Raw genomic sequence first — 24507 nt, forward strand, 5'->3', positions numbered from 1 at the left:
TGATTATGACGACTCCTTTAATTATTAAACTCGGTGGCGTGCTGCTGGATAGCGAAGAAGCGCTTGAGCGCCTGTTTGGCGCGCTGGTGGCCTACCGGGCTGAGCATCAGCGTCCACTGCTGATTGTGCACGGCGGTGGCTGCCTGGTGGATGAGCTGATGAGCAAGCTCTCGCTGCCGGTGAAAAAGAAAAATGGCCTGCGCGTCACGCCTGCGGATCAGATCGACATTATTACCGGCGCCCTGGCGGGAACCGCAAACAAAACCCTGCTGGCCTGGTCGAAAAAGCACGGCATCGAGGCAGTTGGCCTCTGCCTGGGCGACGGCAGCAGCGTTAACGTGGAAGCCTTCGACGAAGAACTCGGCCACGTGGGTCTGGCCACGCCAGGTTCGCCGATGTTAATTAATACTCTGCTGACCGCCGGTTTCCTGCCAGTGATCAGTTCCATCGGCATCACTCAGGATGGTAAGTTAATGAACGTCAACGCCGACCAGGCTGCGACCGCATTGGCGGCCACCCTGGGTGCCGATTTAATCCTGCTGTCGGATGTCAGTGGCATCCTCGACGGCCAGGGACAGCGTATCGAAGAGATGACCGCCGCCAAAGCTGAGAAGTTGATTGCTGAAGGCGTGATCACCGACGGTATGATTGTCAAAGTCAATGCAGCCCTGGACGCTGCCCGCACGCTGGGCCGTCCGGTAGATATCGCCAGCTGGCGTCATGCTGAGCAGCTGCCGACCCTATTTAACGGCGTGTCAATTGGCACCCGGATCCTCGCTTAATCAGAAACGGATTCAAGGAAAAGACAATGCAAGACAAGAGCATCAAAAAAATCGTTCTGGCTTACTCCGGTGGTCTGGATACCTCCGCCATCATTCCATGGCTGAAAGAGAACTACGGCGGCTGTGAAGTGGTCGCATTTGTGGCTGATATCGGTCAGGAACGTGGCGATCTTGAAGGCGTTGAGCAGAAAGCTCTGCAGTCAGGCGCGTCCGAATGTCACGTTGTCGATCTGCGTGAAGAATTCATCAGCGAATACGTTTACCCCGTGCTGCAGACCGGTGCGTTGTACGAAGGCACCTATCTGCTGGGCACCTCGATGGCGCGTCCAATCATCGCTAAAGCGCAGGTTGAGCTGGCGTTGAAAGTGGGTGCCGATGCGCTGTGCCACGGTGCGACCGGTAAGGGTAACGACCAGGTGCGTTTCGAAACCACCTATACCGCGCTGGCACCACAGCTGAAAGTGGTTGCGCCATGGCGTGAGTGGAACCTGCGTTCCCGTGAAGCCCTGCTGGACTACCTGAAAGAGCGCAACATCCCAACCACCGCCTCTCTGGAAAAGATCTACAGCCGTGATGAAAACGCCTGGCATATCTCTACCGAAGGCGGCGTGCTGGAAAGCCCATGGAATGCACCGAATAAAGATTGCTGGGTGTGGACCGTCGATCCGCTGGAAGCGCCAGATCAGCCGGAGCAGGTGACTGTGACTGTTGAGAAAGGCCGCGTTGTTGCGGTTAACGGCAAAGCGATGAGCCCGTTCCAGTGTCTGGACGCGCTGAACGTGATCGGTGCCAAACACGGCGTTGGCCGTATCGACATCGTGGAAAACCGTCTGGTCGGCATCAAATCCCGCGGCTGCTACGAAACCCCAGGCGGCACCATCATGGTGAACGCACTGCGCGCCGTAGAGCAGCTGGTTCTGGACCGTGACAGCTTCAAATGGCGTGAGCAGCTGGGCCATGAGATGTCGTATGTGGTGTACGACGGTCGCTGGTTCGCGCCACTGCGCAAATCCATCCAGGCGGCGGCTGAGTCACTGGCTGAAGACGTCAACGGCGAAGTGGTGCTGCAGCTGTACAAAGGCACCGTGACGGCAACGCAGAAGAAATCGGCTAACAGCCTCTATTCTGAAGAGTTCGCGACCTTCGGCGAAGATGAAGTGTACGATCACCGTCACGCGGGTGGCTTCATCCGTCTGTTCTCCCTTTCTTCACGCATCCGTGCGCTGAACGAAAAGAACAAGGCCTGAGTTCAGGCCAATCGCGCCAGGGAGATCCTCTCTGGCGCCCCGCTAAAAATTTACTCTCACCAAACGAATTAATGGAGCACTGACATGGCACTTTGGGGTGGACGGTTTACTCAGGCAGCAGATCAACGTTTCAAACAGTTTAATGACTCGCTGCGCTTCGACTATCGTCTGGCAGAGCAGGATATTGTCGGATCCGTTGCCTGGTCCAAAGCGCTGGTGACGGTCAATGTTCTGACCGCAGAAGAGCAGCAGCAGCTGGAAAGCGCGCTGACGGTATTGCTGGAAGAGGTGCGTGCCAATCCGCAGCAAATCCTTGAAAGCGATGCAGAAGATATTCACAGCTATGTTGAGGGACGCCTGATCGAGAAGGTCGGCGCGCTTGGCAAAAAGCTCCATACCGGACGCAGCCGTAATGACCAGGTGGCGACCGATCTGAAATTGTGGTGTAAAGCGCAGGTCAGCGAATTGCTGATCGCTTCCCGCCAGTTGCAGCAGGCGCTGGTGGCCACTGCGGAAGCAAACCAGGATGCGGTGATGCCGGGTTACACCCACCTGCAACGCGCTCAGCCGGTGACCTTTGCGCACTGGTGCCTGGCGTATGTGGAAATGCTGGCGCGTGATGAAAGCCGCCTGCAGGATACGCTGAAGCGCCTGGATGTCAGCCCGTTAGGCTGTGGCGCATTAGCCGGAACCGCGTACGAAATCGATCGTGAGCAGCTGGCCGGCTGGTTGGGCTTTGCGTCCGCCACCCGTAACAGTCTGGACACGGTGTCTGACCGCGATCACGTGCTGGAACTGCTGTCCAATGCCTCGATCGGCATGGTGCATCTGTCGCGTTTCGCAGAAGACCTGATCTTCTTTAACACCGGTGAAGCGGGCTTTGTTGAGCTATCCGACCGCGTGACCTCCGGTTCTTCTCTGATGCCTCAGAAGAAAAACCCGGATGCGCTGGAGCTGATCCGTGGCAAATGTGGCCGTGTACAGGGCGCGTTGACCGGCATGATGATGACATTGAAAGGTCTGCCGCTGGCTTACAACAAAGACATGCAGGAAGATAAAGAAGGCCTGTTTGACGCGCTGGATACCTGGTCAGACTGCCTGCATATGGCGGCGCTGGTGCTGGATGGTATTCAGGTGAAGCGTCCGCGTTGTCAGGAAGCGGCAGAACAGGGTTACGCTAACTCAACCGAACTGGCGGATTATCTGGTCAGCAAAGGCGTGCCGTTCCGTGAAGCTCACCATGTTGTCGGTGAAGTTGTGGTTGCGGCGATTGCTAAAGGCGTGGCGCTGGAAGCTCTGCCGCTGACGGAATTGCAGGCTTACAGCAGCGTGATTGCCGAAGATGTCTATCCGTTCCTGTCACTGCAATCCTGCCTGGACAAACGTAATGCGAAGGGCGGCGTTTCTCCTCATCAGGTGTCGCTGGCGATCACTGATGCGAAAAATCGTCTGATTTAAGGTGCGTCAGAGCGGGAAACGTTTTCTTTCACGCGAAAAAAAGGCGGACCAGAGGTCCGCCAAATAAGATTCGACTTTATTATACGTTCTCGGCACATAAGAGAACGGGTCATGCGGGCATCACCCGTTCTGCTCAGGTTCTCAGGCTACAAAAAACTTTTCCAGATCGTCGCTGCCACCAATGTGGCGTCCACCGATAAAGACCTGTGGCACCGTTGCTCGGCCCGTTACGGCGCGAAGGCTGACGGTTGTCGCGTCCTGGCCCAGCACAATCTCCTCGTACTGAATACCGCGATCCTGCAGCATCTGTTTGGCCTTAGCGCAGAATGAACAGCCTGGCTTGGTGAACAGCGAGACGGACTCCTGCACCTTAAACTCCGGTGCCAGATAGCGCAGCATGGTGTCAGCATCAGACACCTCAAACGGGTCGCCCGGCTTGTTGGGTTCAACGAACATTTTTTCTACCACGCCGTTGCGCACCAGCATGGAGTAACGCCATGAACGTGGGCCAAAGCCAAGGTCGGCTTTCTCAACCAGCATCTCCATGCCACGGGTAAAATCACCGTTGCCATCGGGAATAAACGTAATGTTCGAGGCGTGCTGATCGGCTTTCCAGGCATTCATCACAAAGGTGTCGTTTACCGACACACAGAGAATGCTATCAACGCCGTGCTTTTTAAAGACGTCAGACAGTTCGTTGTAACGTGGTAAATGGCTGGAAGAGCAGGTTGGGGTAAAGGCACCCGGCAGCGAAAACAGAATGACGGTTTTATCTTTGAACAGCTCATCAGTAGTAACATCTACCCAGTTATCGCCCTGACGAGTATGAAAAGTGACCTGCGGGACTGACTTACCTTCCTGACTAGCAAACATAAATACCCTCTGTAATTTCTTAAAAATTGATTTATCTCGCGAACGGGGGACATTATTGCCATCTGCGCTTGATAGGGATAATCGTTGATTGCTATCCTATCTATCGCCACGGACTATCGTGGCCCGGAGGATAAAATGAATATTCGTGATCTTGAATACCTGGTAGCGTTGGCCGAACATCGTCATTTTCGACGTGCAGCAGATTCCTGCCATGTCAGCCAACCCACCCTGAGCGGCCAGATCCGCAAGCTTGAAGATGAGCTTGGCGTGATGTTACTCGAGCGAACCAGTCGTAAGGTACTGTTTACCCAGGCTGGACTGTTGCTGGTCGATCAGGCGCGTACGGTTTTACGTGAAGTGAAAGTGCTAAAGGAGATGGCCAGCCAGCAAGGCGAAGAGATGTCCGGGCCAATGCATATCGGGCTGATACCGACTGTCGGGCCGTATTTGTTGCCGCAGATCGTCCCCAACCTGCATAAAACCTTCCCTAAGCTGGAAATGTACCTGCACGAAGCGCAGACCCAGCAGTTGCTGGCTCAGCTGGATAGCGGGAAGCTGGATTGTGCCATTCTGGCGCTGGTGAAAGAGTCGGAAGCCTTTATTGAGGTGCCGTTGTTTGACGAGCCGATGAAGCTGGCGATTTATCAGGATCACCCGTGGCGCGATCGCGATCGTGTACCGATGTCCGATTTGGCCGGTGAAAAGCTGTTGATGCTGGAAGACGGGCACTGCTTACGCGATCAGGCAATGGGATTCTGCTTCCAGGCAGGCGCAGATGAAGATACGCACTTCCGTGCGACCAGTCTGGAGACGTTGCGCAATATGGTGGCAGCAGGCAGCGGCATCACGCTGTTACCGGCGTTAGCCGTACCGAAAGAACGCGTGCGCGACGGGGTTTGCTATCTGCCGTGCTACAAACCTGTCCCGCAGCGTACTATCGCGCTGGTTTATCGCCCGGGATCGCCACTGCGCGGCCGCTATGAGCAGCTGGCAGAGGCAATCAAGGTCCATATGCAAAACTATATGGGCCCGGCGTTAAAACAGGCGGTTTAAACCGTTTAATGCCGCCACGCGGTAGGCTTCGGCCATGGTGGGATAGTTGAAGGTGGTATTCACGAAGTACTCGATCGTGTTGCCGCCGTTCTTCTGTTCCATGATGGCCTGGCCGATATGAATGATCTCCGCAGCACGCTCACCAAAGCAGTGGATGCCAAGGATCTCTTTGGTTTCGCGGTGGAAGAGAATTTTCAGGCTCCCGACATTCATCCCGACAATCTGCGCACGCGCCAGATGCTTAAACTGCGCACGTCCGACTTCGTATGGCACCTTCATCGCCGTCAGCTGCTGTTCCGTTTTGCCGACAGAGCTGATCTCAGGGATGGTATAAATCCCGGTAGGGATGTCTTCAATCAGGTGGGCATTGGCTTCACCTTTAATCAGCGCCTGTGCCGCAATACGGCCCTGATCGTAAGCCGCAGAGGCCAGACTTGGGTAGCCAATCACATCACCCACCGCGTAAATATGCGGTTGAGCGGTCTGATACATGCTGTTCACTTTCAGCAATCCACGGCCGTCCGCTTCCAGACCCACATTTTCCAGCGACAGCGAATCGGTGTTACCGGTACGTCCGTTGGCGTAAAGCAGGCAGTCAGCTTTCACTTTCTTGCCTGACTTGAGGTGCATAATCACCCCGTCACTGACGCCTTCAATCTTCTCGAACTCTTCGTTATGGCGAATAACCACGCCGCTGTTCCAGAAGTGGTAGGAAAGTGAATCCGAAATTTCCTGATCGAGGAACGCCAGCAGGTGGTCGCGAGTGTTAATCAAATCGACCTTCACGTTCAGGCCACGGAAGATTGAGGCGTACTCACAGCCAATCACCCCAGCGCCATAAATAATGACGTGGCCGGGTTCATGGTGCAGGTTCAGAATGGAGTCGCTGTCGTAAACGCGAGGATGGGTAAAGTCGACGTCTGCAGGATGGTAAGGGCGTGAACCGCAGGCGATGACAAATTTCTCTGCCGTCAGGCGCTCCAGGCTACCGTCGTGGGACGCAATTTCAATGGTGTTGGCATCGATAAAGCGTGCATCACCCTGATACAGTTCGCAGCGGTTACGTTCATAGAACCCCTGGCGCATACGGGTTTGCTGGCTAATCACGTTTTCAGTGTGGTTAAGGATGTCGGCAAACGAGGAGCGCAACAGACGGGTCTGATCGCTGTAAAGCGGGTTCTGGTTGAACTCGATAATACGGCTGACTGCATGACGCAGTGCTTTAGATGGAATGGTTCCCCAATGCGTACAGCCGCCACCGATGTTGTGATAGCGCTCGATAACGGCGATGCGGGCACCCTGTTTCAGCAGGCCCATCGCGGCTCCCTCACCGCCAGGACCTGAACCAATCACAATGGCGTCGTAATCATAAGACTGTTGCATACCAATACGTCCTATTTTTTTATACAATTTTTCAACGAGATTCTAACATCCCGATGACCACTTCCCAATTCTAACCGACTTTTTTGCCATCATTTGTCAAAGCGTGGGGTTAACAGGCGCTCACAAACTAGATGCCACTGTACGCTGAAATTTTTGTTATAGTGCCGATCAGCTAAGTAAAACAGGCACAAACATGACTACCATGGGCGTCAGAGCACAGCAGAAAGAACGGACAAGACGTTCGCTGATTGAAGCGGCATTTAGTCAACTAAGTGCCGAGCGGAGTTTTGCCAGCCTGAGTCTGAGAGAAGTCGCCAGGGAAGCGGGGATCGCACCGACGTCATTCTATCGTCATTTCCGTGATGTAGATGAGTTAGGGCTAACCATGGTAGATGAAAGTGGTCTGATGCTACGCCAGCTGATGCGCCAGGCGCGTCAACGCATCGCCAAAGGGGGCAGCGTCATTCGCACCTCGGTCTCCACGTTTATGGAGTTTATTGGCAACAATCCCAACGCATTCCGCCTGTTGCTGCGGGAACGTTCCGGGACTTCGGCGGCGTTTCGTGCCGCGGTGGCCCGGGAAATTCAGCATTTTATCGCCGAACTGGCGGACTACCTTGAGATTGAAAACCGCATGCCGCGCAGCTTCACTGAAGCGCAGGCGGAAGCCATGGTCATTATCGTGTTTAACGCCGGTGCGGAAGCGCTGGATATCGATATCGATCAGCGCCGTCAGCTGGAAGAACGGCTGGTGTTGCAGCTGCGGATGATTTCGAAAGGGGCTTATTACTGGTATCGTCGTGAACAGGAGAGGCTGGCGGTAACGCTGGAATCCCATGACTAAAGGAAAGTGACATGAGTTTAGCGCCTGGCCGTGACAGAGGTACGCTGTTGCTGGCATTTCTTACCGGTTTGTCGATCAACGGGACGTTTTCGGTGTTATTCAGTTCCCTTGTGCCGTTCTCAATTTTTCCGCTTATCGCGCTTGGCCTGGCGGCCTGGTGCCTGCATCAACGCTATCTTAACCGCTCAATGCCGGATGGCATGCCTTCACTGGCCGCCGCTTTTTTTCTGCTTGGTATCCTGCTTTACAGCGCCATTGTGCGCGCGGAATACCCGGAAATCGGCTCTAACTTTATCCCGACCATCCTGATGGTAGCGCTGGTGTTCTGGATTGGGCTGAAGCTGCGTACGCGCAAAAGCCAGGAGTAAAATGGGCGACTGAGGTCGCCCAACCTTTTAGCGTCGGGTCAGCAGAACGCCGCACTCCATATGGTGGGTATACGGGAACTGATCGAACAGCGCCAGCTTCTCAACCGTGTGCGTTTCTGACAGTGTGGCCAGGTTTTCGCACAGCGTTTGCGGGTTGCAGGAGATATAAAGGATGCGCGGGTAAGCCTGCACCATTTTCACCGTATCGGCATCCAGCCCACTGCGCGGCGGATCGACGAAGATCGTCTCGCACTGATAGCTCTGCAAATCGATGCCTTCCAGACGCCTGAACTGGCGCTTCCCTTTCATTGCTTCGGTAAACTCTTCCGCTGACATGCGGATGATCTGCACGTTATCAATATTGTTCACCGCAATATTGTACTGAGCTGAGGCCACCGACGGTTTCGCGATTTCAGTCGCCAGCACGCGGTTAAAGTTGCGGGCCAGCGCCAGCGAGAAATTGCCGTTACCGCAATACAGCTCCAGCAAATCCCCGGATGAATCTTTGGTGACTTCCAGCGCCCACTCCAGCATCTGAATATTCATCGCCGCATTCGGCTGGGTGAAGCTGTTTTCGACCTGACGATAGATAATGTCTTTTCCGGCAACCGGTAAACACTCATCAACGTAATCGCGATCCAGGCAGATTTTGGTCTTGGTGGCGCGACCAATCAGCTGTAAGTCAAAGCCTTCTGCCCGCAGCGCATCCCGCAGGGCTTCCGCTTCCTGCTGCCACTCTTCGGTCAGAGCACGGTGATACAGCATTGAAACCACGATCTGGTTGCTCAGCGTGGACAGATAATCGACCTGGAAAAGCTTGTGGCGCAGCGTTTTGTTATCGCGAACGGCGGCAATCAGGCGTGGCATCAGCGCATTGATTAACTGGCTGGCCGCCGGGAAGCTGTCAACCCGAATCCGCTCGCGGGTCTGTTGATCAAAGATGATGTGATACAGGTCATCCCCTTCATGCCAGAGACGAAACTCCGCGCGCATACGGTAATGGCTGACCGGTGAACGAAATACGTCAACTTCCGGAGCCGCAAACGGGGTCATCAACGTCTGCAGACGGGTAACCTTTTCCTCAAGTTGGGCATCATAGTGTTCAATGGGCAGCTGTTCGGGCGTCATGCGTTTTCCTGGGTTGAAGGGCTTTTATTGCCGGGCGATTGTAGGCATCTGGCACTCAATGTCCAGTATTGTGCAGTTTCGCTGGGTTTTGGATGTCTGGATATCTGGACTTCTCTCATTGTTGAACATAAGATGCGATTTCCGGCCTTTCAAACAGTTAAAAGGGAATCCAGTATCAAGCTGGAGCTGACGCGCAGCGGTAGGGAATGTCTTGGCGAACGTAATTCAGACACTGTCTCCGGATGGGAAGTCTTCGCCATTTATGATTCCGAGCCCGAAGACCTGCCGGTATTACGTCGCAATTCCTGTGACCATCGCGTGCTATCGGTCGCAGGCCTGCGGCATCCTGCATGAATTTATGGATGCTTTGTCAAAAATGATAATTAATAAAACCCCACTGTTGGCTTTTAGCGCAACGGCGATTTCCCTCTGGGCGCAAAATGGCTTTGCACAGGATGCGGATAATACGCTGGTCACCACGGCGAATCGCTTTGCGCAGCCTGTTTCTTCGGTATTAGCCCCGACTACGGTTGTCACCCGGGAAGAAATTGACCGTTGGCAGTCCAAAAGCGTCGCGGATGTGATGCGTCGTCTGCCCGGTGTTGATATCGCGCAGTACGGGGGCCTGGGACAGCAGAGCTCGCTGTTTATCCGTGGTACCGAATCCCGCCATGTGCTGGTGCTGATTGATGGTGTCCGTCTGAACCAGGCCGGTATCAGCGGCTCTTCCGACCTCAGCCAGATCCCCATTTCACTTGTCCAGCGTATTGAATATGTCCGTGGCGCGCGTTCTGCCGTATACGGCTCAGATGCCATTGGCGGTGTGGTTAACATTATCACCGGCCGCAGCAAACCAGGTACGACGCTTACCGCCGGCGTCGGCTCGAATGGCTATCAGTCTTATGATGGTTCGACTCAGCAGATGCTTGGACCAAACACCCGGGTGACCCTGGCAGGTAACTATACCTATACCAAGGGTTATGACGTGGTTGCCAACTATCCTGACGTCTACGGGGACCCGGCACAGAAAGATCGTGATGGATTTATGAGTAAATCCCTCTACGGCTCGGTAGAACAACAGTTTAGTGACGAGCTGAGCGGTTTTGTGCGTGGCTATGGCTACGACAACCGCACCGCGTACGATAGCAGCCTCAGTTATAACGTTCCCGGCGCACTGGTTGATACCCGTCAGCTTTACAGCCAGACGTGGGATACCGGGCTGCGCTTTAACCGTGACATCTATTCCACTCAGCTGATTGCCAGCTACAGCCATACCAAGGATTACAATTACGATCCGCGTCTGGGACGTTATGCCGATCCCGCCACGCTGGATGATGTTGAGCAGTACAACCTGCAATGGGGTAACACCGTTGCTGTCGGTTACGGCACCGTCAGCGCCGGCGTGGACTGGCAGAAGCAAACGTCAGAGCCGAACACCAGTACTGTTACTGAAGGGCAGGAACAACGTAACACCGGCGTGTATGCCACGGCACAACAAAAGCTGGGCAGCGTCACGCTGGAAGGGGCAGTTCGTGGCGATGACAACAATACCTTCGGCTGGCATAACACCTGGCAAACCAGTGCCGCGTGGGAGTTTGTTGATGGTTACAGCGTCTTCGCCTCTTACGGTACCGCGTTTAAGGCACCAAATCTGAGCCAGTTATACAGTGGAGTCTATGGTAACCGCGATCTGGACCCGGAAAAAAGCAAGCAGTGGGAAGGAGGCTTCGAAGGGCTGACCGGTCCGGTTAACTGGCGCCTGTCGGGTTATCGCAACGACATTGATAACCTGATTGACAGCGATCCAACCACGTTCCGTTATTACAATATCGATAAAGCCACTATTAAAGGTGTAGAGGCTACCGCGTCATTCGATACCGGCCCACTGAGCCATACCGTTTCTTATGACTATGTGGATCCGCGTGACGGCAATACCAACGAAATCCTTGTTCGTCGTGCTAAGCAGCAGGTTAAGTACCAGCTGGATTACACGATTTATGATTTTGACTGGTCACTCAGCTATCAATACCTGGGCGAGCGTTACGATAAGGACTTCAATACCTCTTATACTACCCGCACCGTCAAACTGGGTGGCGTGAGCCTGTGGGATCTCGCCGTTTCGTATCCGGTCACGTCTCAGCTGACCGTTCGTGGTAGAATAGCCAACCTGTTCGATAAAGATTACGAGACAGTTTATGGCTATCAAACTCCAGGAAGGGAGTATTACCTCAGCGGCAGCTACACCTTCTAAAGAGCGTCCTACCGTGCTGGTTTTTGACTCCGGCGTCGGTGGGCTTTCAGTCTATGAAGAGCTCCGGCAGCTGATGCCGGATCTCCACTACCTTTATGCCTTCGATAACGTGGCCTTTCCTTATGGTGAAAAGTCTGAAGAGTTCATCGTTCATCGCGTTGTCGATATCGTAGAGGCTGTCACCCGTCGCTACCCGCTGGCGTTAGTGGTGATAGCCTGTAACTCTGCCAGTACCGTTACCCTCCCAGCACTTCGTGCCCGTTTTGACTTCCCTGTTGTTGGCGTCGTGCCCGCGATTAAACCGGCTGCCCGTTTGACCCGTAATGGCATCGTCGGATTACTGGCGACGCGAGGTACGGTTAAGCGTCCTTATACTCACGAGCTGGTGGCGCGTTTTGCCAGTGAATGTAAAACGGAAATGTTGGGATCGGCAGAGCTGGTTGAGCTGGCTGAAGCCAAGCTGCAGGGTAAGCCCGTTCCGCTGGAAGAGGTTCGCCGCATTTTGCAGCCGTGGCTGCGAATGAAAGAACCGCCGGATACCGTCGTGCTGGGCTGTACCCACTTTCCTCTGTTAAATGAGGAGTTACAGCAGGTATTGCCGGAAGGGACGCGTTTAGTGGATTCAGGCGCGGCGATAGCGCGTCGTACGGCCTGGTTATTAGAAAATGAATCCCCGGCAGCTTTTTCTGCCGACAGCAATATCGCTTTCTGCATGGACATCACCGAGCAGGCAGTACAATTAATGCCCGTTTTGAAGCGTTATGGCTTCGAAAAGCTCGAAAAACTGGCACTTTAGTCGGTTTGTGAGTGAAAAATAATCGGTTGAAAAGTTTTTTGCATTTAGCGCTTGTCAGACTCCAGAAAATCCCTATACTGCGCCTCCACTGACACGGAACAACGACTTACAGGTCGCCGGGTCAGGAAGAGAAAAGTGAGAAAATTCCTTGACTCTTCAGCGGGAAAGCGTAATATCTGCACCCCGCGCCACACGAGATTATGTGGCACTGCTCTTTAACAATTTATCAGACAATCTGTGTGGGCACTCGCAGGATTGATATCAGCGCCGCAGGGCGCAAAAAAATATCAAGCCTTAAGAGTGAACACATAATGAAATTCATTATGACGTTTTACACTTGAGCACCGCTGAACTTGTTTCAGCAAATCGAACTTTTAATTGAAGAGTTTGATCATGGCTCAGATTGAACGCTGGCGGCAGGCCTAACACATGCAAGTCGAACGGTAGCACAGAGAGCTTGCTCTCGGGTGACGAGTGGCGGACGGGTGAGTAATGTCTGGGAAACTGCCTGATGGAGGGGGATAACTACTGGAAACGGTAGCTAATACCGCATAACGTCTTCGGACCAAAGTGGGGGACCTTCGGGCCTCACACCATCGGATGTGCCCAGATGGGATTAGCTAGTAGGTGGGGTAATGGCTCACCTAGGCGACGATCCCTAGCTGGTCTGAGAGGATGACCAGCCACACTGGAACTGAGACACGGTCCAGACTCCTACGGGAGGCAGCAGTGGGGAATATTGCACAATGGGCGCAAGCCTGATGCAGCCATGCCGCGTGTATGAAGAAGGCCTTCGGGTTGTAAAGTACTTTCAGCGGGGAGGAAGGCGATAAGGTTAATAACCTTGTCGATTGACGTTACCCGCAGAAGAAGCACCGGCTAACTCCGTGCCAGCAGCCGCGGTAATACGGAGGGTGCAAGCGTTAATCGGAATTACTGGGCGTAAAGCGCACGCAGGCGGTCTGTCAAGTCAGATGTGAAATCCCCGGGCTTAACCTGGGAACTGCATTTGAAACTGGCAGGCTAGAGTCTTGTAGAGGGGGGTGGAATTCCAGGTGTAGCGGTGAAATGCGTAGAGATCTGGAGGAATACCGGTGGCGAAGGCGGCCCCCTGGACAAAGACTGACGCTCAGGTGCGAAAGCGTGGGGAGCAAACAGGATTAGATACCCTGGTAGTCCACGCCGTAAACGATGTCGACTTGGAGGTTGTGCCCTTGAGGCGTGGCTTCCGGAGCTAACGCGTTAAGTCGACCGCCTGGGGAGTACGGCCGCAAGGTTAAAACTCAAATGAATTGACGGGGGCCCGCACAAGCGGTGGAGCATGTGGTTTAATTCGATGCAACGCGAAGAACCTTACCTGGCCTTGACATCCACGGAATTCGGCAGAGATGCCTTAGTGCCTTCGGGAACCGTGAGACAGGTGCTGCATGGCTGTCGTCAGCTCGTGTTGTGAAATGTTGGGTTAAGTCCCGCAACGAGCGCAACCCTTATCCTTTGTTGCCAGCGAGTAATGTCGGGAACTCAAAGGAGACTGCCGGTGACAAACCGGAGGAAGGTGGGGATGACGTCAAGTCATCATGGCCCTTACGGCCAGGGCTACACACGTGCTACAATGGCGCATACAAAGAGAAGCGAACTCGCGAGAGCAAGCGGACCTCACAAAGTGCGTCGTAGTCCGGATCGGAGTCTGCAACTCGACTCCGTGAAGTCGGAATCGCTAGTAATCGTAGATCAGAATGCTACGGTGAATACGTTCCCGGGCCTTGTACACACCGCCCGTCACACCATGGGAGTGGGTTGCAAAAGAAGTAGGTAGCTTAACCTTCGGGAGGGCGCTTACCACTTTGTGATTCATGACTGGGGTGAAGTCGTAACAAGGTAACCGTAGGGGAACCTGCGGTTGGATCACCTCCTTACCTGAAGATACTCTCCCGCGTAGTGTCCACAACAGATTGTCTGATAGAAAAGTAACGAGCAGAAAAAACCTCTACAGGCTTGTAGCTCAGGTGGTTAGAGCGCACCCCTGATAAGGGTGAGGTCGGTGGTTCAAGTCCACTCAGGCCTACCAAATTTTCACTCATGCTGCGTTATGCGCGCGGTCGTTTACCTTCAGTAAACTTCCCTTTCGCATGCCTTGCCTGAGCAAAAATTACATTTCTCCCAAAGAGTTATGTCCTCAACGTCCTCTTCGAAAGAAAAGAACGTAAGTGGTAGTAGATGGTCTCTGCAGTAACTGTATGGGGCTATAGCTCAGCTGGGAGAGCGCCTGCCTTGCACGCAGGAGGTCAGCGGTTCGATCCCGCTTAGCTCCACCATGCAGTTTTCTGACAATACTTCAGAGCGTACCGGCAACGGTGTGCTGCGAAGTATTATGCTCTTTAACAATCCGGAACAAGCTGAAAATTGAAACGACATGTCGTTTTCATTCTCCGTAATAAGAATGAAATTAACGATATGTTCGAGTCTCTCAAATGCTTACAACAGCACGTGTCTTTCGGGACGCTTGTGGGTTGTGAGGTTAAGTGACTAAGCGTACACGGTGGATGCCTAGGCAGTCAGAGGCGATGAAGGGCGTGCTAATCTGCGATAAGCGTCGGTAAGGTGATATGAACCGTAATAACCGACGATACCCGAATGGGGAAACCCGGTGCACTTTGGTGCATCATTGCAACATGAATACATAGTGTTGCAAGGCGAACCTGGGGAACTGAAACATCTAAGTACCCAGAGGAAAAGAAATCAACCGAGATTCCCCCAGTAGCGGCGAGCGAACGGGGAACAGCCCAGAACCTGAATCAGTTTGTGCATTAGTGGAAGCGTCTGGAAAGTCGCAGGGTACAGGGTGATACTCCCGTACACAAAAATGCACTTATTGTGAGTTCGATGAGTAGGGCGGGACACGTGACATCCTGTCTGAATATGGGGGGACCATCCTCCAAGGCTAAATACTCCTGACTGACCGATAGTGAACCAGTACCGTGAGGGAAAGGCGAAAAGAACCCCGGCGAGGGGAGTGAAACAGAACCTGAAACCGTGTACGTACAAGCAGTGGGAGCACCTTCGTGGTGTGACTGCGTACCTTTTGTATAATGGGTCAGCGACTTATATTCTGTAGCAAGGTTAACCGTATAGGGGAGCCGTAGGGAAACCGAGTCTTAACTGGGCGTTAAGTTGCAGGGTATAGACCCGAAACCCGGTGATCTAGCCATGGGCAGGTTGAAGGTTGGGTAACACTAACTGGAGGACCGAACCGACTAATGTTGAAAAATTAGCGGATGACTTGTGGCTGGGGGTGAAAGGCCAATCAAACCGGGAGATAGCTGGTTCTCCCCGAAAGCTATTTAGGTAGCGCCTCGTGAACTCATCTTCGGGGGTAGAGCACTGTTTCGGCTAGGGGGCCATCCCGGCTTACCAACCCGATGCAAACTGCGAATACCGAAGAATGTTATCACGGGAGACACACGGCGGGTGCTAACGTCCGTCGTGAAGAGGGAAACAACCCAGACCGCCAGCTAAGGTCCCAAAGTCATGGTTAAGTGGGAAACGATGTGGGAAGGCACAGACAGCCAGGATGTTGGCTTAGAAGCAGCCATCATTTAAAGAAAGCGTAATAGCTCACTGGTCGAGTCGGCCTGCGCGGAAGATGTAACGGGGCTAAACCATGCACCGAAGCTGCGGCAGCGACGCTTATGCGTTGTTGGGTAGGGGAGCGTTCTGTAAGCCGTCGAAGGTGGCCTGTGAGGGCTGCTGGAGGTATCAGAAGTGCGAATGCTGACATAAGTAACGATAAAGCGGGTGAAAAGCCCGCTCGCCGGAAGACCAAGGGTTCCTGTCCAACGTTAATCGGGGCAGGGTGAGTCGACCCCTAAGGCGAGGCCGAAAGGCGTAGTCGATGGGAAACAGGTTAATATTCCTGTACTCGGTGTTACTGCGAAGGGGGGACGGAGAAGGCTATGTTAGCCGGGCGACGGTTGTCCCGGTTTAAGCATGTAGGCGGAGAGTTTAGGTAAATCCGGACTCTTTTTAACGCTGAGGTGTGATGACGAGGCACTACGGTGCTGAAGTAACAAATGCCCTGCTTCCAGGAAAAGCCTCTAAGCATCAGGTAACACGGAATCGTACCCCAAACCGACACAGGTGGTCAGGTAGAGAATACCAAGGCGCTTGAGAGAACTCGGGTGAAGGAACTAGGCAAAATGGTGCCGTAACTTCGGGAGAAGGCACGCTGGCGCGTAGGTGAAGGGACTTGCTCCCGGAGCTGAAGCCAGTCGAAGATACCAGCTGGCTGCAACTGTTTATTAAAAACACAGCACTGTGCAAACACGAAAGTGGACGTATACGGTGTGACGCCTGCCCGGTGCCGGAAGGTTAATTGATGGGGTTATCCGCAAGGAGAAGCTCTTGATCGAAGCCCCGGTAAACGGCGGCCGTAACTATAACGGTCCTAAGGTAGCGAAATTCCTTGTCGGGTAAGTTCCGACCTGCACGAATGGCGTAATGATGGCCAGGCTGTCTCCACCCGAGACTCAGTGAAATTGAACTCGCTGTGAAGATGCAGTGTACCCGCGGCAAGACGGAAAGACCCCGTGAACCTTTACTATAGCTTGACACTGAATATTGAACCTTGATGTGTAGGATAGGTGGGAGGCTTTGAAGCGTGGACGCCAGTCTGCGTGGAGCCAACCTTGAAATACCACCCTTTAACGTTTGATGTTCTAACCTGGCGCCGTGATCCGGCGTGGGGACAGTGTCTGGTGGGTAGTTTGACTGGGGCGGTCTCCTCCTAAAGAGTAACGGAGGAGCACGAAGGTTAGCTAATCACGGTCGGACATCGTGAGGTTAGTGCAATGGCATAAGCTAGCTTGACTGCGAGAGTGACGGCTCGAGCAGGTGCGAAAGCAGGTCATAGTGATCCGGTGGTTCTGAATGGAAGGGCCATCGCTCAACGGATAAAAGGTACTCCGGGGATAACAGGCTGATACCGCCCAAGAGTTCATATCGACGGCGGTGTTTGGCACCTCGATGTCGGCTCATCACATCCTGGGGCTGAAGTAGGTCCCAAGGGTACGGCTGTTCGCCGTTTAAAGTGGTACGCGAGCTGGGTTTAGAACGTCGTGAGACAGTTCGGTCCCTATCTGCCGTGGGCGCTGGAAGATTGAGAGGGGTTGCTCCTAGTACGAGAGGACCGGAGTGAACGCACCACTGGTGTTCGGGTTGTCATGCCAATGGCATTGCCCGGTAGCTAAGTGCGGAAAAGATAAGCGCTGAAAGCATCTAAGCGCGAAACTTGCCTCGAGATGAATCTTCCCTGGGCCTTTAAGGCCCCTGAAGGGACGTTGAAGACTACGACGTTGATAGGCCGGGTGTGTAAGCGCAGCGATGCGTTGAGCTAACCGGTACTAATGACCCGTGAGGCTTAACCTTACAACACCAGAAGCGTTCTGGTGGTGTCTGAGAGACACGAACAGATATTTTCAGCTTGAACCGGATAAATTTGCGCGGCCCTATGGCGGCGTGAATAACAGAATTTGCCTGGCGGCTTTAGCGCGGTGGTCCCACCTGACCCCATGCCGAACTCAGAAGTGAAACGCCGTAGCGCCGATGGTAGTGTGGGGTCTCCCCATGCGAGAGTAGGGAACTGCCAGGCATCAATTTAGACCATTTTATGGTCATGACCTTTCCAGTGACACGGAAAGGGCGAAACACCTGATATCAGAAGCAACATTCTGAAGTCAGTACAGAATCGGTGGAGCGGTAGTTCAGTTGGTTAGAATACCTGCCTGTCACGCAGGGGGTCGCGGGTTCGAGCCCCGTCCGTTCCGCCACCCTTTTAGGGGCGTAGTTCAATTGGTAGAGCACCGGTCTCCAAAACCGGGTGTTGGGAGTTCGAGTCTCTCCGCCCCTGCCATTAAAAATGATCCTTTGCTTCGGCAAAGGATTTTTTTTTGCCTGTAATACAGCGATTTCTGCTGCAAACTCCTCCAATTCCCTCTCTTCAGATGAAAAAAATGGCCAGTAAACTGACCATTCTGCTCGCTTTTCATGCCCGAGTTACTGCGTATTAACCGGAAATTTAATCAACTGACGAATATGCGTTTGTTGATCGCTGTTCTGTAGCCACACGGCATAAAGCGGTCTGACGGCCACTGGCGTGTCCGGGATCACCACCAGATCCGGGTATTCACTTTGCCAGATGTCCGGCAAGAATGAGCAGGCTCCCGTGGTGTGCAGCAGCTGCCGGGTTAAATGGGCCGAGGTGGTCGTTAACACAGGGACGTCATCTGCACCGGCAAGGTAGCTCTCATGTTGGTGAAAATCAGCGCCCCATTCCAGCTTGATATAGTCATATTTCTCACGTTTGTCCGTTTTTCGTGAACGATACAGGGTTAATGAGATATGCCCAATTTGCTGGCTGGTGAGCTCATCCATTTTCGGTGCCTCAGTGGTGATCAGCAGATCCAACTGACGCTCATGCAATTGCTTCACCAGCAGATGACGCTGAGCGACGCGCGCTTCGAGGTGCAGGCTTTCACGATTCTCATACAGTGTCTGCAGCCAGGGCGTGAGGTAAGCCTCCCATAACGACGCACTGGCCCCTATCGACAGCTCATGATGCTGCTGGGTGTGCGAGACTTCCTTCTTGGCCATCATCCATGTGCTCATCAAACTTTCGGCGTAAGGCAACAGGCGCTCACCAGCCGAAGTCAGCCGTATGTTATTGCGGTGACGGGTAAAAAGATTCACCCCCAGCTGATTTTCAAGCTGCCTGATGCGAAAACTCACGGCCGATTGTGTGAGATAGAGCGCTTCAGCGGCACGTCCAAAGTGGCGAGTTCTGCTCACTTCAAGAAAGGTCTTCAGTAATTCCGTATCCACATCCATCTCCTAAAAAACATTTGTCGTTATGATTTAAATGTTTTGTTTTACACTCTGTCAAGCGTATCTAATACTCCGCGCCATAAATAGCACGGCCATAGAAGAGTTAGGAGCGTGTAGAATGGCGGAAAGCTTCGCAACAACTAATCGTTTTTTTGACAACAAACACTATCCGCGTGGATTCTCCCGTCATGGTGATTTCACCATCAAAGAAGCCCAACTTCTTGAGCGTTATGGTTACGCTTTTAACGAGTTGGATCTGGTAAAACGTGAGCCTGCAACGGAAGAAGAGCGTCTGTTTGTTGAGGTGTGCCGCGGCATCCGTGAGCCACAGACTGAAGCAGAGCGCGTCTGGTCCAAGTACATGAGCCGGATTAAGCGTCCTAAACGTTTCCACACCCTGTCTGGCGGTAAGCCACAGATGGAAGGTGTGGAAGATTACACGGATAGCGACGATTAAGATAAAAGGGGCTTCGGCCCCTTTTTCATTCCAGACTTTTCTGTAGATGGCTAAGTAACCTGTCGATCCCCCGATAACTTAGCGCCTCGTGCAGGTGCTCTCGCTGAATACTCTCCTTCTTTCCTAAATCTGCAATCGTGCGGGCAACCTTCAGAATACGCTGCCAGGCGCGAACTGACAGACCTAACTGATTCAACACCTCTTCGAGCCACTGCGCATCCTGCTGCGTTATCCGGCAATCGCGCTTAATTTCTTTGGGCTGAATCAGGGCATTAACCTTTCCGGCACGATTAAGCTGGCGTTGTCGGGCCGCAATCACCCTCAGCCGAATAGTGGTGCTGCTTTCACTGTTGGCGTTTTGCCTGCTCAGTGTGCCAGGTGGAAGCAGAGGGACTTCAAGCGACAGATCGAAGCGATCGAGGAACGGCCCGGACAGTTTGTTGAGGTAGCGAAGCGTCTGCTGCGGCGTGCTGCGATTATGGGTACCCTGATAATGACCTGTCGGGCTGGGGTTCATTGCGGCTATTAACTGAAAGCGCGCCGGGTAGGTCACTTTCGCCCGCGCGCGTGAAATACAAATCTCACCAGACTCCAGCGGTTCTCTCAGCGCATCCAGCGTTTTACGATCAAACTCTGGCAGCTCATCCAGGAACAGAATGCCATTGTGTGCCAGCGAAATCTCGCCGGGTTTTGGCATTGAACCGCCACCGACCAGTGCATAGCGTGATGACGTGTGATGAGGGGCCCGGAATGGGCGCTGTCGCCATTGCTGATGCAGGACACCTGTGCTGACCAGGCTGGCGATTGCGGCGCTCTCCAGGGCCTCCTCATCGCTTAATGATGGCATCAACCCGGTTAGCCTGGTGGCAAGCATGGTCTTCCCTGTGCCGGGTGGCCCAATCAGTAACAGGTTATGCCCACCGGCGGCACAAATTTCCAGTGCCCGCTTAGCCTGTTGCTGACCCACGATGTCACTGAGGTCTCCTCCTTGCCAACCTACCTCAGGTAACTCACATCGTGCCTCTTCAAGCGTTGTGTGGCCGGCCAGAAAATGGCAAACGTTTAATAGATGACTGCTCAGCAAGCTTTTCGCCTCGTGGATCATGCCGACCTCTTCAAGGTTATCGCTCGACAAGATCAGCTGGCGCTGTGCCTGAGTGGCTGCCAGCGCTGCGGGAATAGCGCCCTGTACGCCACGGAGAGCACCTGTTAAAGCTAACTCTCCCAGGAATTCAAATTGCCCCAATTTCTCCGCAGGAATCTGTTCTGAGGCCGCCAGAATCGCTATTGCGATAGGAAGATCGTATCTTCCTCCTTCTTTGGGAAGATCGGCTGGCGCAAGATTGACGGTGATGCGTTTAGCGGGAAAGGTAAAGCCACAGTTGATGATGGCACTGCGTACCCGATCGCGGGCTTCTTTTACCGTCGTTTCAGGCAGACCCACCAGTGAAAGCGCGGGCAGGCCATTACTGAGATGAACTTCAACCAACACCAATGGCGCCTCGATACCAATAGCGGCTCGGGTATAGGCGAGAGATAGCGACATAGACACTCCTTGTTTATCGCAGTCTTACTTTTCAGCGGAACACTTTCGAGTGCCCGCGGCTGCTTTACCGGGCGGGCTCGCAAAGAACATCGTCCTGAGGACAGATTTTATGAGTGGCGTTCGACAGGGCTCGCAATATGAACGGTGTTTTTTTCACCTGTAGTCATTGCGCAGGGTGCGTAATGAATAATTTTCAGGATCTGGCTTACTCCCTGAATAACCATCGCTTTTTTGAATATTGCAGCGCGCAGCATAAAATAAAATGATCAAAAAAGTTGAGTTTGACTCGCTAACTGTGATAACTCTGTAGGCATTACTTCGAACAAGCGAAATTATCGAATACAAATGAAAGCCCTTCTACGAGTCGTCAGCCTAGTCATTATTAACGTCGTCGTGATTATTATCACGCCGTGCGGGGCTACGCTCGGAGAAAGAAAGGCTTAAAAATCAAGCCTGATTTCGAAAGAACCCCCGCACCGAAAGGTCCGGGGGTTTTTTTTTGGCAGGTTATCAATGACAGAGGAACAGATTATGAACAGTAGAATAAAATGCTGTTGTTCCCAGCCAGAGGCGGGGAAATAACTATGAATGGTGCTCAGTGGGTGGTTCAGGCGTTGCGTGCGCACGGTGTCGAGACAGTTTTCGGCTATCCGGGTGGGGCGATTATGCCCGTCTATGATGCGCTCTATGACGGTGGCGTCGAACACCTACTCTGTCGCCATGAGCAGGGCGCAGCAATGGCCGCTATCGGCTACGCCCGTTCTACTGGCAAAGTCGGCGTGTGTATCGCCACTTCCGGCCCGGGTGCAACGAACCTGATCACCGGCCTGGCTGATGCGATGATGGATTCTGTGCCTGTGGTGGCGATCACCGGTCAGGTTTCCTCTGCCTTTATCGGTACTGATGCGTTTCAGGAAATTGACGTGCTGGGAATGTCCCTGTCCTGCACCAAACACAGCTTCCTGGTGGAATCACTGGAAGAACTGCCAGAAGTGATGGCTGAAGCTTTCGCTATCGCGCAGTCTGGTCGTCCTGGCCCGGTACTGATCGACATTCCTAAAGATATTCAGCTGGCGAGTGGCGAGTTAACGGCTCACCTGTTGCCGGTCGAAGCCGAAACCGAGCATCCTTATCAGGAATTGCAGCTGGCTAGAGCCATGCTGGCGCAGGCGAAGAAGCCAATCCTCTATGTCGGCGGCGGTGTTGGCATGGCCGGCGCCGTTGAGGCACTGCGCGCTTTCGTTAAAGAGACCGGTATTCCAACTGTTGCTACGCTTAAAGGATTGGGTACGCCCGATGCCGAAGACCCATGCTACCTGGGCATGTTAGGTATGCATGGTACCAAAGCCGCTAATTACGCAGTGCAGCAGTGTGATTTGTTGATTGCCGTCGGTGCGCGCTTTGATGACCGTGTGACGGGCAAGTTAAACACCTTCGCTCCACATGCCAGCGTGATCCATATGGACATTGACCCGGCTGAATTGAATAAACTGCGTCAGGCCCATGTGGCAATGCGCGGCGACCTGAATAAAATGCTGCCAGACTTATATCATCCGGCAGACATCAGCGCCTGGCGCGATCACGTCATCACGATGAAAGCGGAAAACGGCTGGCGTTACGATCATCCAGGTGAAGCTATCTTTGCCCCATTGTTCCTGAAGCAGTTGTCCGATCGTAAACCCGCCAGCGCTATCGTCACCACTGATGTGGGCCAGCATCAGATGTGGGCCGCACAGCATATGCTTTTCAACCGCCCGGAGAACTTCATCACCTCCAGCGGGCTGGGCACGATGGGCTTTGGCCTGCCAGCCGCCGTCGGTGCGCAGGTTGCCCGCCCGGACGATACCGTTATCTGCGTTTCCGGCGATGGTTCATTCATGATGAACGTGCAGGAACTCGGCACCATTAAACGTAAGCAGCTGCCGGTCAAAATCGTGCTGATGGATAACCAGCGTTTGGGCATGGTTCGCCAGTGGCAGCAACTGTTCTTCTCCGAGCGCTACAGCGAAACCAATTTGTCCGACAATCCAGACTTTCTGACCCTGGCCAGCGCGTTTGATATCCCTGGCCAGCGCATTACCCGGAAAGACCAGGTCGACGCCGCATTAGACGCTTTGCTGCACAGTGAAGGGCCATACATGCTCCACGTCGCCATCGACGAGCATGAAAACGTCTGGCCTTTGGTACCGCCTGGTGCCAGCAACGAAAATATGATGGAGAAAACCTCATGATGCAGCATCAATTGTCTATCGAAGCCCGCTTCAGACCCGAAATACTGGAGCGGATATTGCGGGTTGTCAGACACCGTGGTTTTCAGGTGTGTGCGATGAATATGGCTTCCAGTAATAATACCGACAACATTAATATTGAAATGACCGTTGCCAGCCAGCGCTCAGTCGATTTACTGTCAACACAATTAAGCAAGCTGATGGATGTCGCGTGCGTCCAGATCCAACAACAGACAACACAACAGATCCGCGCCTGAGCGCGAAAGGAAAATAAGAATGACGAAGAAAGCTGACTTTATCTGGTTCAATGGCGAGATGGTTAAGTGGGAAGACGCGAAGGTCAGCGTGATGTCCCACGCACTGCACTACGGTACGTCTGTGTTTGAAGGCGTCCGCTGCTACGACTCGCACAAAGGCCCGGTAGTCTTCCGCCATCGTGAACATATGCAGCGCCTGCACGACTCTGCAAAAATCTATCGTTTCCCGGTCAGCCAGAGCGTTGATGAACTGATGGAAGCGTGCCGCGAAGTTCTGCGCGTCAACAAACTGAAAAGCGCTTATATCCGTCCGCTGGTCTTCGTTGGCGACGTGGGTCTGGGTGTTAACCCGCCAGAAGGCTTCAGCACCGATGTGATCATTGCCGCGTTCCCTTGGGGCGCGTACCTGGGTCCTGAAGCGCTGGAGCAGGGTATTGATGCCATGGTGTCCTCCTGGAACCGTGTGGCACCCAACACCATCCCAACTGCTGCTAAAGCGGGCGGTAACTACCTGTCCTCACTGCTGGTAGGCAGCGAAGCTCGCCGCCACGGCTATCAGGAAGGTATCGCTCTGGATACTCAGGGCTACATCTCTGAAGGTGCGGGTGAGAACCTGTTCGAAGTGAAAGAGGGCATTCTGTTTACCCCGCCATTCACCTCTTCCGCGCTGCCGGGCATTACGCGTGATGCGATCATCAAGCTGGCTAAAGACATGGGTATCGAAGTGCGTGAGCAGGTGCTGTCACGTGAATCTCTGTATCTGGCCGATGAAGTCTTCATGTCAGGTACGGCTGCTGAAATCACACCGGTTCGCAGCGTAGACGGTATCCAGGTAGGTGAAGGCAAGCGCGGCCCGGTTACTGCCCGCATTCAGTCCGCCTTCTTCGGCCTGTTCACTGGCGAAACAGAAGACAAATGGGGCTGGCTGGATTCGGTTAACCCATAATAAAAAAATAC

The 24507-nt window shown here is 53.6% G+C and carries 18 protein-coding genes, 4 tRNA genes, 3 rRNA genes and 1 riboswitch; of the genes, 20 read left to right on the forward strand and 5 right to left on the reverse strand.

What is annotated here, in order from left to right; all coding sequences use genetic code 11:
* Positions 1-5 precede the first annotated feature (5 nt).
* The 3 genes from argB (at position 6) to argH (ending at position 3487) form a co-directional block, all read left to right on the forward strand.
* Positions 6-782, forward strand: coding sequence for an acetylglutamate kinase (argB, locus tag EBC_RS02235; RefSeq protein WP_013200208.1), 777 nt, complete (start codon positions 6-8; stop codon positions 780-782).
* Positions 783-808: 26 nt separating this feature from the next.
* The gene (locus EBC_RS02240; protein WP_013200209.1) at positions 809-2029 is read left to right on the forward strand and encodes an argininosuccinate synthase; all 1221 of its coding nucleotides are present in this window, start codon (positions 809-811) and stop codon (positions 2027-2029) included.
* Positions 2030-2113: 84 nt separating this feature from the next.
* Complete coding sequence (gene argH / locus EBC_RS02245; RefSeq protein WP_013200210.1) at positions 2114-3487, forward strand: argininosuccinate lyase; 1374 nt, start codon at positions 2114-2116, stop codon at positions 3485-3487.
* Between the two features lie 141 nt (positions 3488-3628).
* Here argH and EBC_RS02250 read toward each other — a convergent pair whose 3' ends face one another.
* Positions 3629-4360, reverse strand: a complete 732-nt coding sequence (locus EBC_RS02250) for a redoxin family protein (protein WP_013200211.1) — start codon at positions 4358-4360, stop codon at positions 3629-3631.
* A gap of 135 nt (positions 4361-4495) precedes the next feature.
* Here EBC_RS02250 and oxyR point away from each other — a divergent pair, with 135 nt between their 5' ends.
* Entirely contained in the window at positions 4496-5413 is a 918-nt protein-coding gene (oxyR, locus tag EBC_RS02255) for a DNA-binding transcriptional regulator OxyR (protein WP_013200212.1), read from the forward strand.
* Here oxyR and sthA read toward each other — a convergent pair.
* A complete protein-coding gene (gene sthA / locus EBC_RS02260) occupies positions 5396-6796 on the reverse strand; it encodes a Si-specific NAD(P)(+) transhydrogenase (RefSeq protein WP_013200213.1) in 1401 nt (466 codons plus the stop codon). The two genes, oxyR and sthA, sit on opposite strands and share 18 nt — an antisense overlap.
* Before the next feature lie 202 nt (positions 6797-6998).
* On the opposite strand from sthA, the gene fabR reads away from it, so the two are divergent.
* Both fabR and EBC_RS02270 read left to right on the forward strand, forming a co-directional pair.
* Entirely contained in the window at positions 6999-7640 is a 642-nt protein-coding gene (gene fabR / locus EBC_RS02265; RefSeq protein ID WP_041692180.1) for an HTH-type transcriptional repressor FabR, read from the forward strand.
* 11 nt (positions 7641-7651) lie between these two features.
* Positions 7652-8008, forward strand: a complete 357-nt coding sequence (locus EBC_RS02270) for a YijD family membrane protein (protein ID WP_013200215.1) — start codon at positions 7652-7654, stop codon at positions 8006-8008.
* A 27-nt stretch (positions 8009-8035) separates the two neighbouring features.
* On the opposite strand, the gene trmA is transcribed toward EBC_RS02270, so the two are convergent.
* The gene (gene trmA / locus EBC_RS02275) at positions 8036-9136 is read right to left on the reverse strand and encodes a tRNA (uridine(54)-C5)-methyltransferase TrmA (RefSeq protein WP_013200216.1); all 1101 of its coding nucleotides are present in this window, start codon (positions 9134-9136) and stop codon (positions 8036-8038) included.
* Between the two features lie 124 nt (positions 9137-9260).
* Positions 9261-9440, forward strand: a riboswitch (cobalamin riboswitch).
* A 72-nt stretch (positions 9441-9512) separates the two neighbouring features.
* Here trmA and btuB point away from each other — a divergent pair.
* The 9 genes from btuB (at position 9513) to EBC_RS02320 (ending at position 18091) form a co-directional block, all read left to right on the forward strand.
* Positions 9513-11387 carry a TonB-dependent vitamin B12 receptor BtuB gene (btuB, locus tag EBC_RS02280; RefSeq protein ID WP_013200217.1) on the forward strand — a complete coding sequence of 625 codons (1875 nt, stop codon included), beginning with the start codon at positions 9513-9515 and terminating at the stop codon, positions 11385-11387.
* The gene (murI, locus tag EBC_RS02285) at positions 11332-12183 is read left to right on the forward strand and encodes a glutamate racemase (protein ID WP_041691852.1); all 852 of its coding nucleotides are present in this window, start codon (positions 11332-11334) and stop codon (positions 12181-12183) included. The genes btuB and murI overlap by 56 nt, the downstream gene beginning before the upstream one ends.
* A 375-nt stretch (positions 12184-12558) precedes the next feature.
* Positions 12559-14099: ribosomal RNA gene (locus EBC_RS02290) — 16S ribosomal RNA — on the forward strand.
* 75 nt (positions 14100-14174) lie between these two features.
* Positions 14175-14251 (forward strand) — tRNA-Ile (locus tag EBC_RS02295).
* A 171-nt stretch (positions 14252-14422) separates the two neighbouring features.
* Positions 14423-14498: transfer RNA gene (locus EBC_RS02300), tRNA-Ala, on the forward strand.
* 201 nt (positions 14499-14699) lie between these two features.
* A 23S ribosomal RNA gene (locus EBC_RS02305) occupies positions 14700-17607 on the forward strand.
* 107 nt (positions 17608-17714) lie between these two features.
* Positions 17715-17830 (forward strand): 5S ribosomal RNA (gene rrf, locus EBC_RS02310).
* The 16S, 23S and 5S rRNA genes sit together here with 4 tRNA genes alongside, the layout of an rRNA operon.
* Positions 17831-17931: 101 nt before the next feature.
* Positions 17932-18008, forward strand: a tRNA-Asp gene (locus EBC_RS02315).
* 7 nt (positions 18009-18015) lie between these two features.
* Positions 18016-18091 (forward strand) — tRNA-Trp (locus EBC_RS02320).
* A 143-nt stretch (positions 18092-18234) separates the two neighbouring features.
* On the opposite strand, the gene hdfR is transcribed toward EBC_RS02320, so the two are convergent.
* Positions 18235-19059, reverse strand: a complete 825-nt coding sequence (gene hdfR / locus EBC_RS02325; protein ID WP_041692181.1) for an HTH-type transcriptional regulator HdfR — start codon at positions 19057-19059, stop codon at positions 18235-18237.
* A 121-nt stretch (positions 19060-19180) separates the two neighbouring features.
* Between hdfR and EBC_RS02330 the strand changes: the two genes are divergently transcribed.
* A complete protein-coding gene (locus EBC_RS02330) occupies positions 19181-19519 on the forward strand; it encodes a DUF413 domain-containing protein (RefSeq protein WP_013200220.1) in 339 nt (112 codons plus the stop codon).
* A 25-nt stretch (positions 19520-19544) separates the two neighbouring features.
* Here the strand turns inward: EBC_RS02330 and EBC_RS02335 are convergent, their stop codons facing one another.
* Positions 19545-21065, reverse strand: a complete 1521-nt coding sequence (locus tag EBC_RS02335) for a YifB family Mg chelatase-like AAA ATPase (RefSeq protein WP_013200221.1) — start codon at positions 21063-21065, stop codon at positions 19545-19547.
* A 345-nt stretch (positions 21066-21410) separates the two neighbouring features.
* Here EBC_RS02335 and ilvL point away from each other — a divergent pair, with 345 nt between their 5' ends.
* The 4 genes from ilvL to EBC_RS02350 all read left to right on the forward strand — a co-directional run bounded on the left by ilvL (position 21411) and on the right by EBC_RS02350 (position 24496).
* A complete protein-coding gene (gene ilvL / locus EBC_RS24950; RefSeq protein ID WP_071822090.1) occupies positions 21411-21509 on the forward strand; it encodes an ilv operon leader peptide in 99 nt (32 codons plus the stop codon).
* A 140-nt stretch (positions 21510-21649) separates the two neighbouring features.
* Positions 21650-23296, forward strand: a complete 1647-nt coding sequence (gene ilvG, locus EBC_RS02340) for an acetolactate synthase 2 catalytic subunit (RefSeq protein ID WP_013200222.1) — start codon at positions 21650-21652, stop codon at positions 23294-23296.
* Positions 23293-23550: an acetolactate synthase 2 small subunit gene (ilvM, locus tag EBC_RS02345; RefSeq protein WP_041691853.1), complete on the forward strand. Its 258-nt coding sequence runs from the start codon at positions 23293-23295 to the stop codon at positions 23548-23550. Before ilvG ends, ilvM begins: the two co-directional genes overlap by 4 nt.
* A gap of 19 nt (positions 23551-23569) precedes the next feature.
* Positions 23570-24496 carry a branched-chain amino acid transaminase gene (locus tag EBC_RS02350; protein WP_013200223.1) on the forward strand — a complete coding sequence of 309 codons (927 nt, stop codon included), beginning with the start codon at positions 23570-23572 and terminating at the stop codon, positions 24494-24496.
* Positions 24497-24507 lie beyond the last annotated feature (11 nt).

This window comes from Erwinia billingiae Eb661, from assembly GCF_000196615.1.
Taxonomy (GTDB): Bacteria; Pseudomonadota; Gammaproteobacteria; order Enterobacterales; family Enterobacteriaceae; genus Erwinia; species Erwinia billingiae.

Excerpts from the sequence above, each read along its gene's own strand:
- fabR (WP_041692180.1), top strand. The coding sequence starts at position 6,999 with ATGGGCGTCAGAGCACAGCAGAAAGAACGGACAAGACGTTCGCTGATT.
- oxyR (WP_013200212.1), top strand. The coding sequence starts at position 4,496 with ATGAATATTCGTGATCTTGAATACCTGGTAGCGTTGGCCGAACATCGT.
- murI (WP_041691852.1), top strand. The coding sequence starts at position 11,332 with ATGGCTATCAAACTCCAGGAAGGGAGTATTACCTCAGCGGCAGCTACA.
- ilvG (WP_013200222.1), top strand. The coding sequence starts at position 21,650 with ATGAATGGTGCTCAGTGGGTGGTTCAGGCGTTGCGTGCGCACGGTGTC.
- argH (WP_013200210.1), top strand. The coding sequence starts at position 2,114 with ATGGCACTTTGGGGTGGACGGTTTACTCAGGCAGCAGATCAACGTTTC.
- EBC_RS02240 (WP_013200209.1), top strand. The coding sequence starts at position 809 with ATGCAAGACAAGAGCATCAAAAAAATCGTTCTGGCTTACTCCGGTGGT.
- argB (WP_013200208.1), top strand. The coding sequence starts at position 6 with ATGACGACTCCTTTAATTATTAAACTCGGTGGCGTGCTGCTGGATAGC.
- btuB (WP_013200217.1), top strand. The coding sequence starts at position 9,513 with ATGATAATTAATAAAACCCCACTGTTGGCTTTTAGCGCAACGGCGATT.
- EBC_RS02250 (WP_013200211.1), bottom strand. The coding sequence starts at position 4,360 with ATGTTTGCTAGTCAGGAAGGTAAGTCAGTCCCGCAGGTCACTTTTCAT.
- EBC_RS02350 (WP_013200223.1), top strand. The coding sequence starts at position 23,570 with ATGACGAAGAAAGCTGACTTTATCTGGTTCAATGGCGAGATGGTTAAG.
- trmA (WP_013200216.1), bottom strand. The coding sequence starts at position 9,136 with ATGACGCCCGAACAGCTGCCCATTGAACACTATGATGCCCAACTTGAG.
- sthA (WP_013200213.1), bottom strand. The coding sequence starts at position 6,796 with ATGCAACAGTCTTATGATTACGACGCCATTGTGATTGGTTCAGGTCCT.
- EBC_RS02330 (WP_013200220.1), top strand. The coding sequence starts at position 19,181 with ATGGCGGAAAGCTTCGCAACAACTAATCGTTTTTTTGACAACAAACAC.
- ilvL (WP_071822090.1), top strand. The coding sequence starts at position 21,411 with ATGAAAGCCCTTCTACGAGTCGTCAGCCTAGTCATTATTAACGTCGTC.
- EBC_RS02335 (WP_013200221.1), bottom strand. The coding sequence starts at position 21,065 with ATGTCGCTATCTCTCGCCTATACCCGAGCCGCTATTGGTATCGAGGCG.
- EBC_RS02270 (WP_013200215.1), top strand. The coding sequence starts at position 7,652 with ATGAGTTTAGCGCCTGGCCGTGACAGAGGTACGCTGTTGCTGGCATTT.
- ilvM (WP_041691853.1), top strand. The coding sequence starts at position 23,293 with ATGATGCAGCATCAATTGTCTATCGAAGCCCGCTTCAGACCCGAAATA.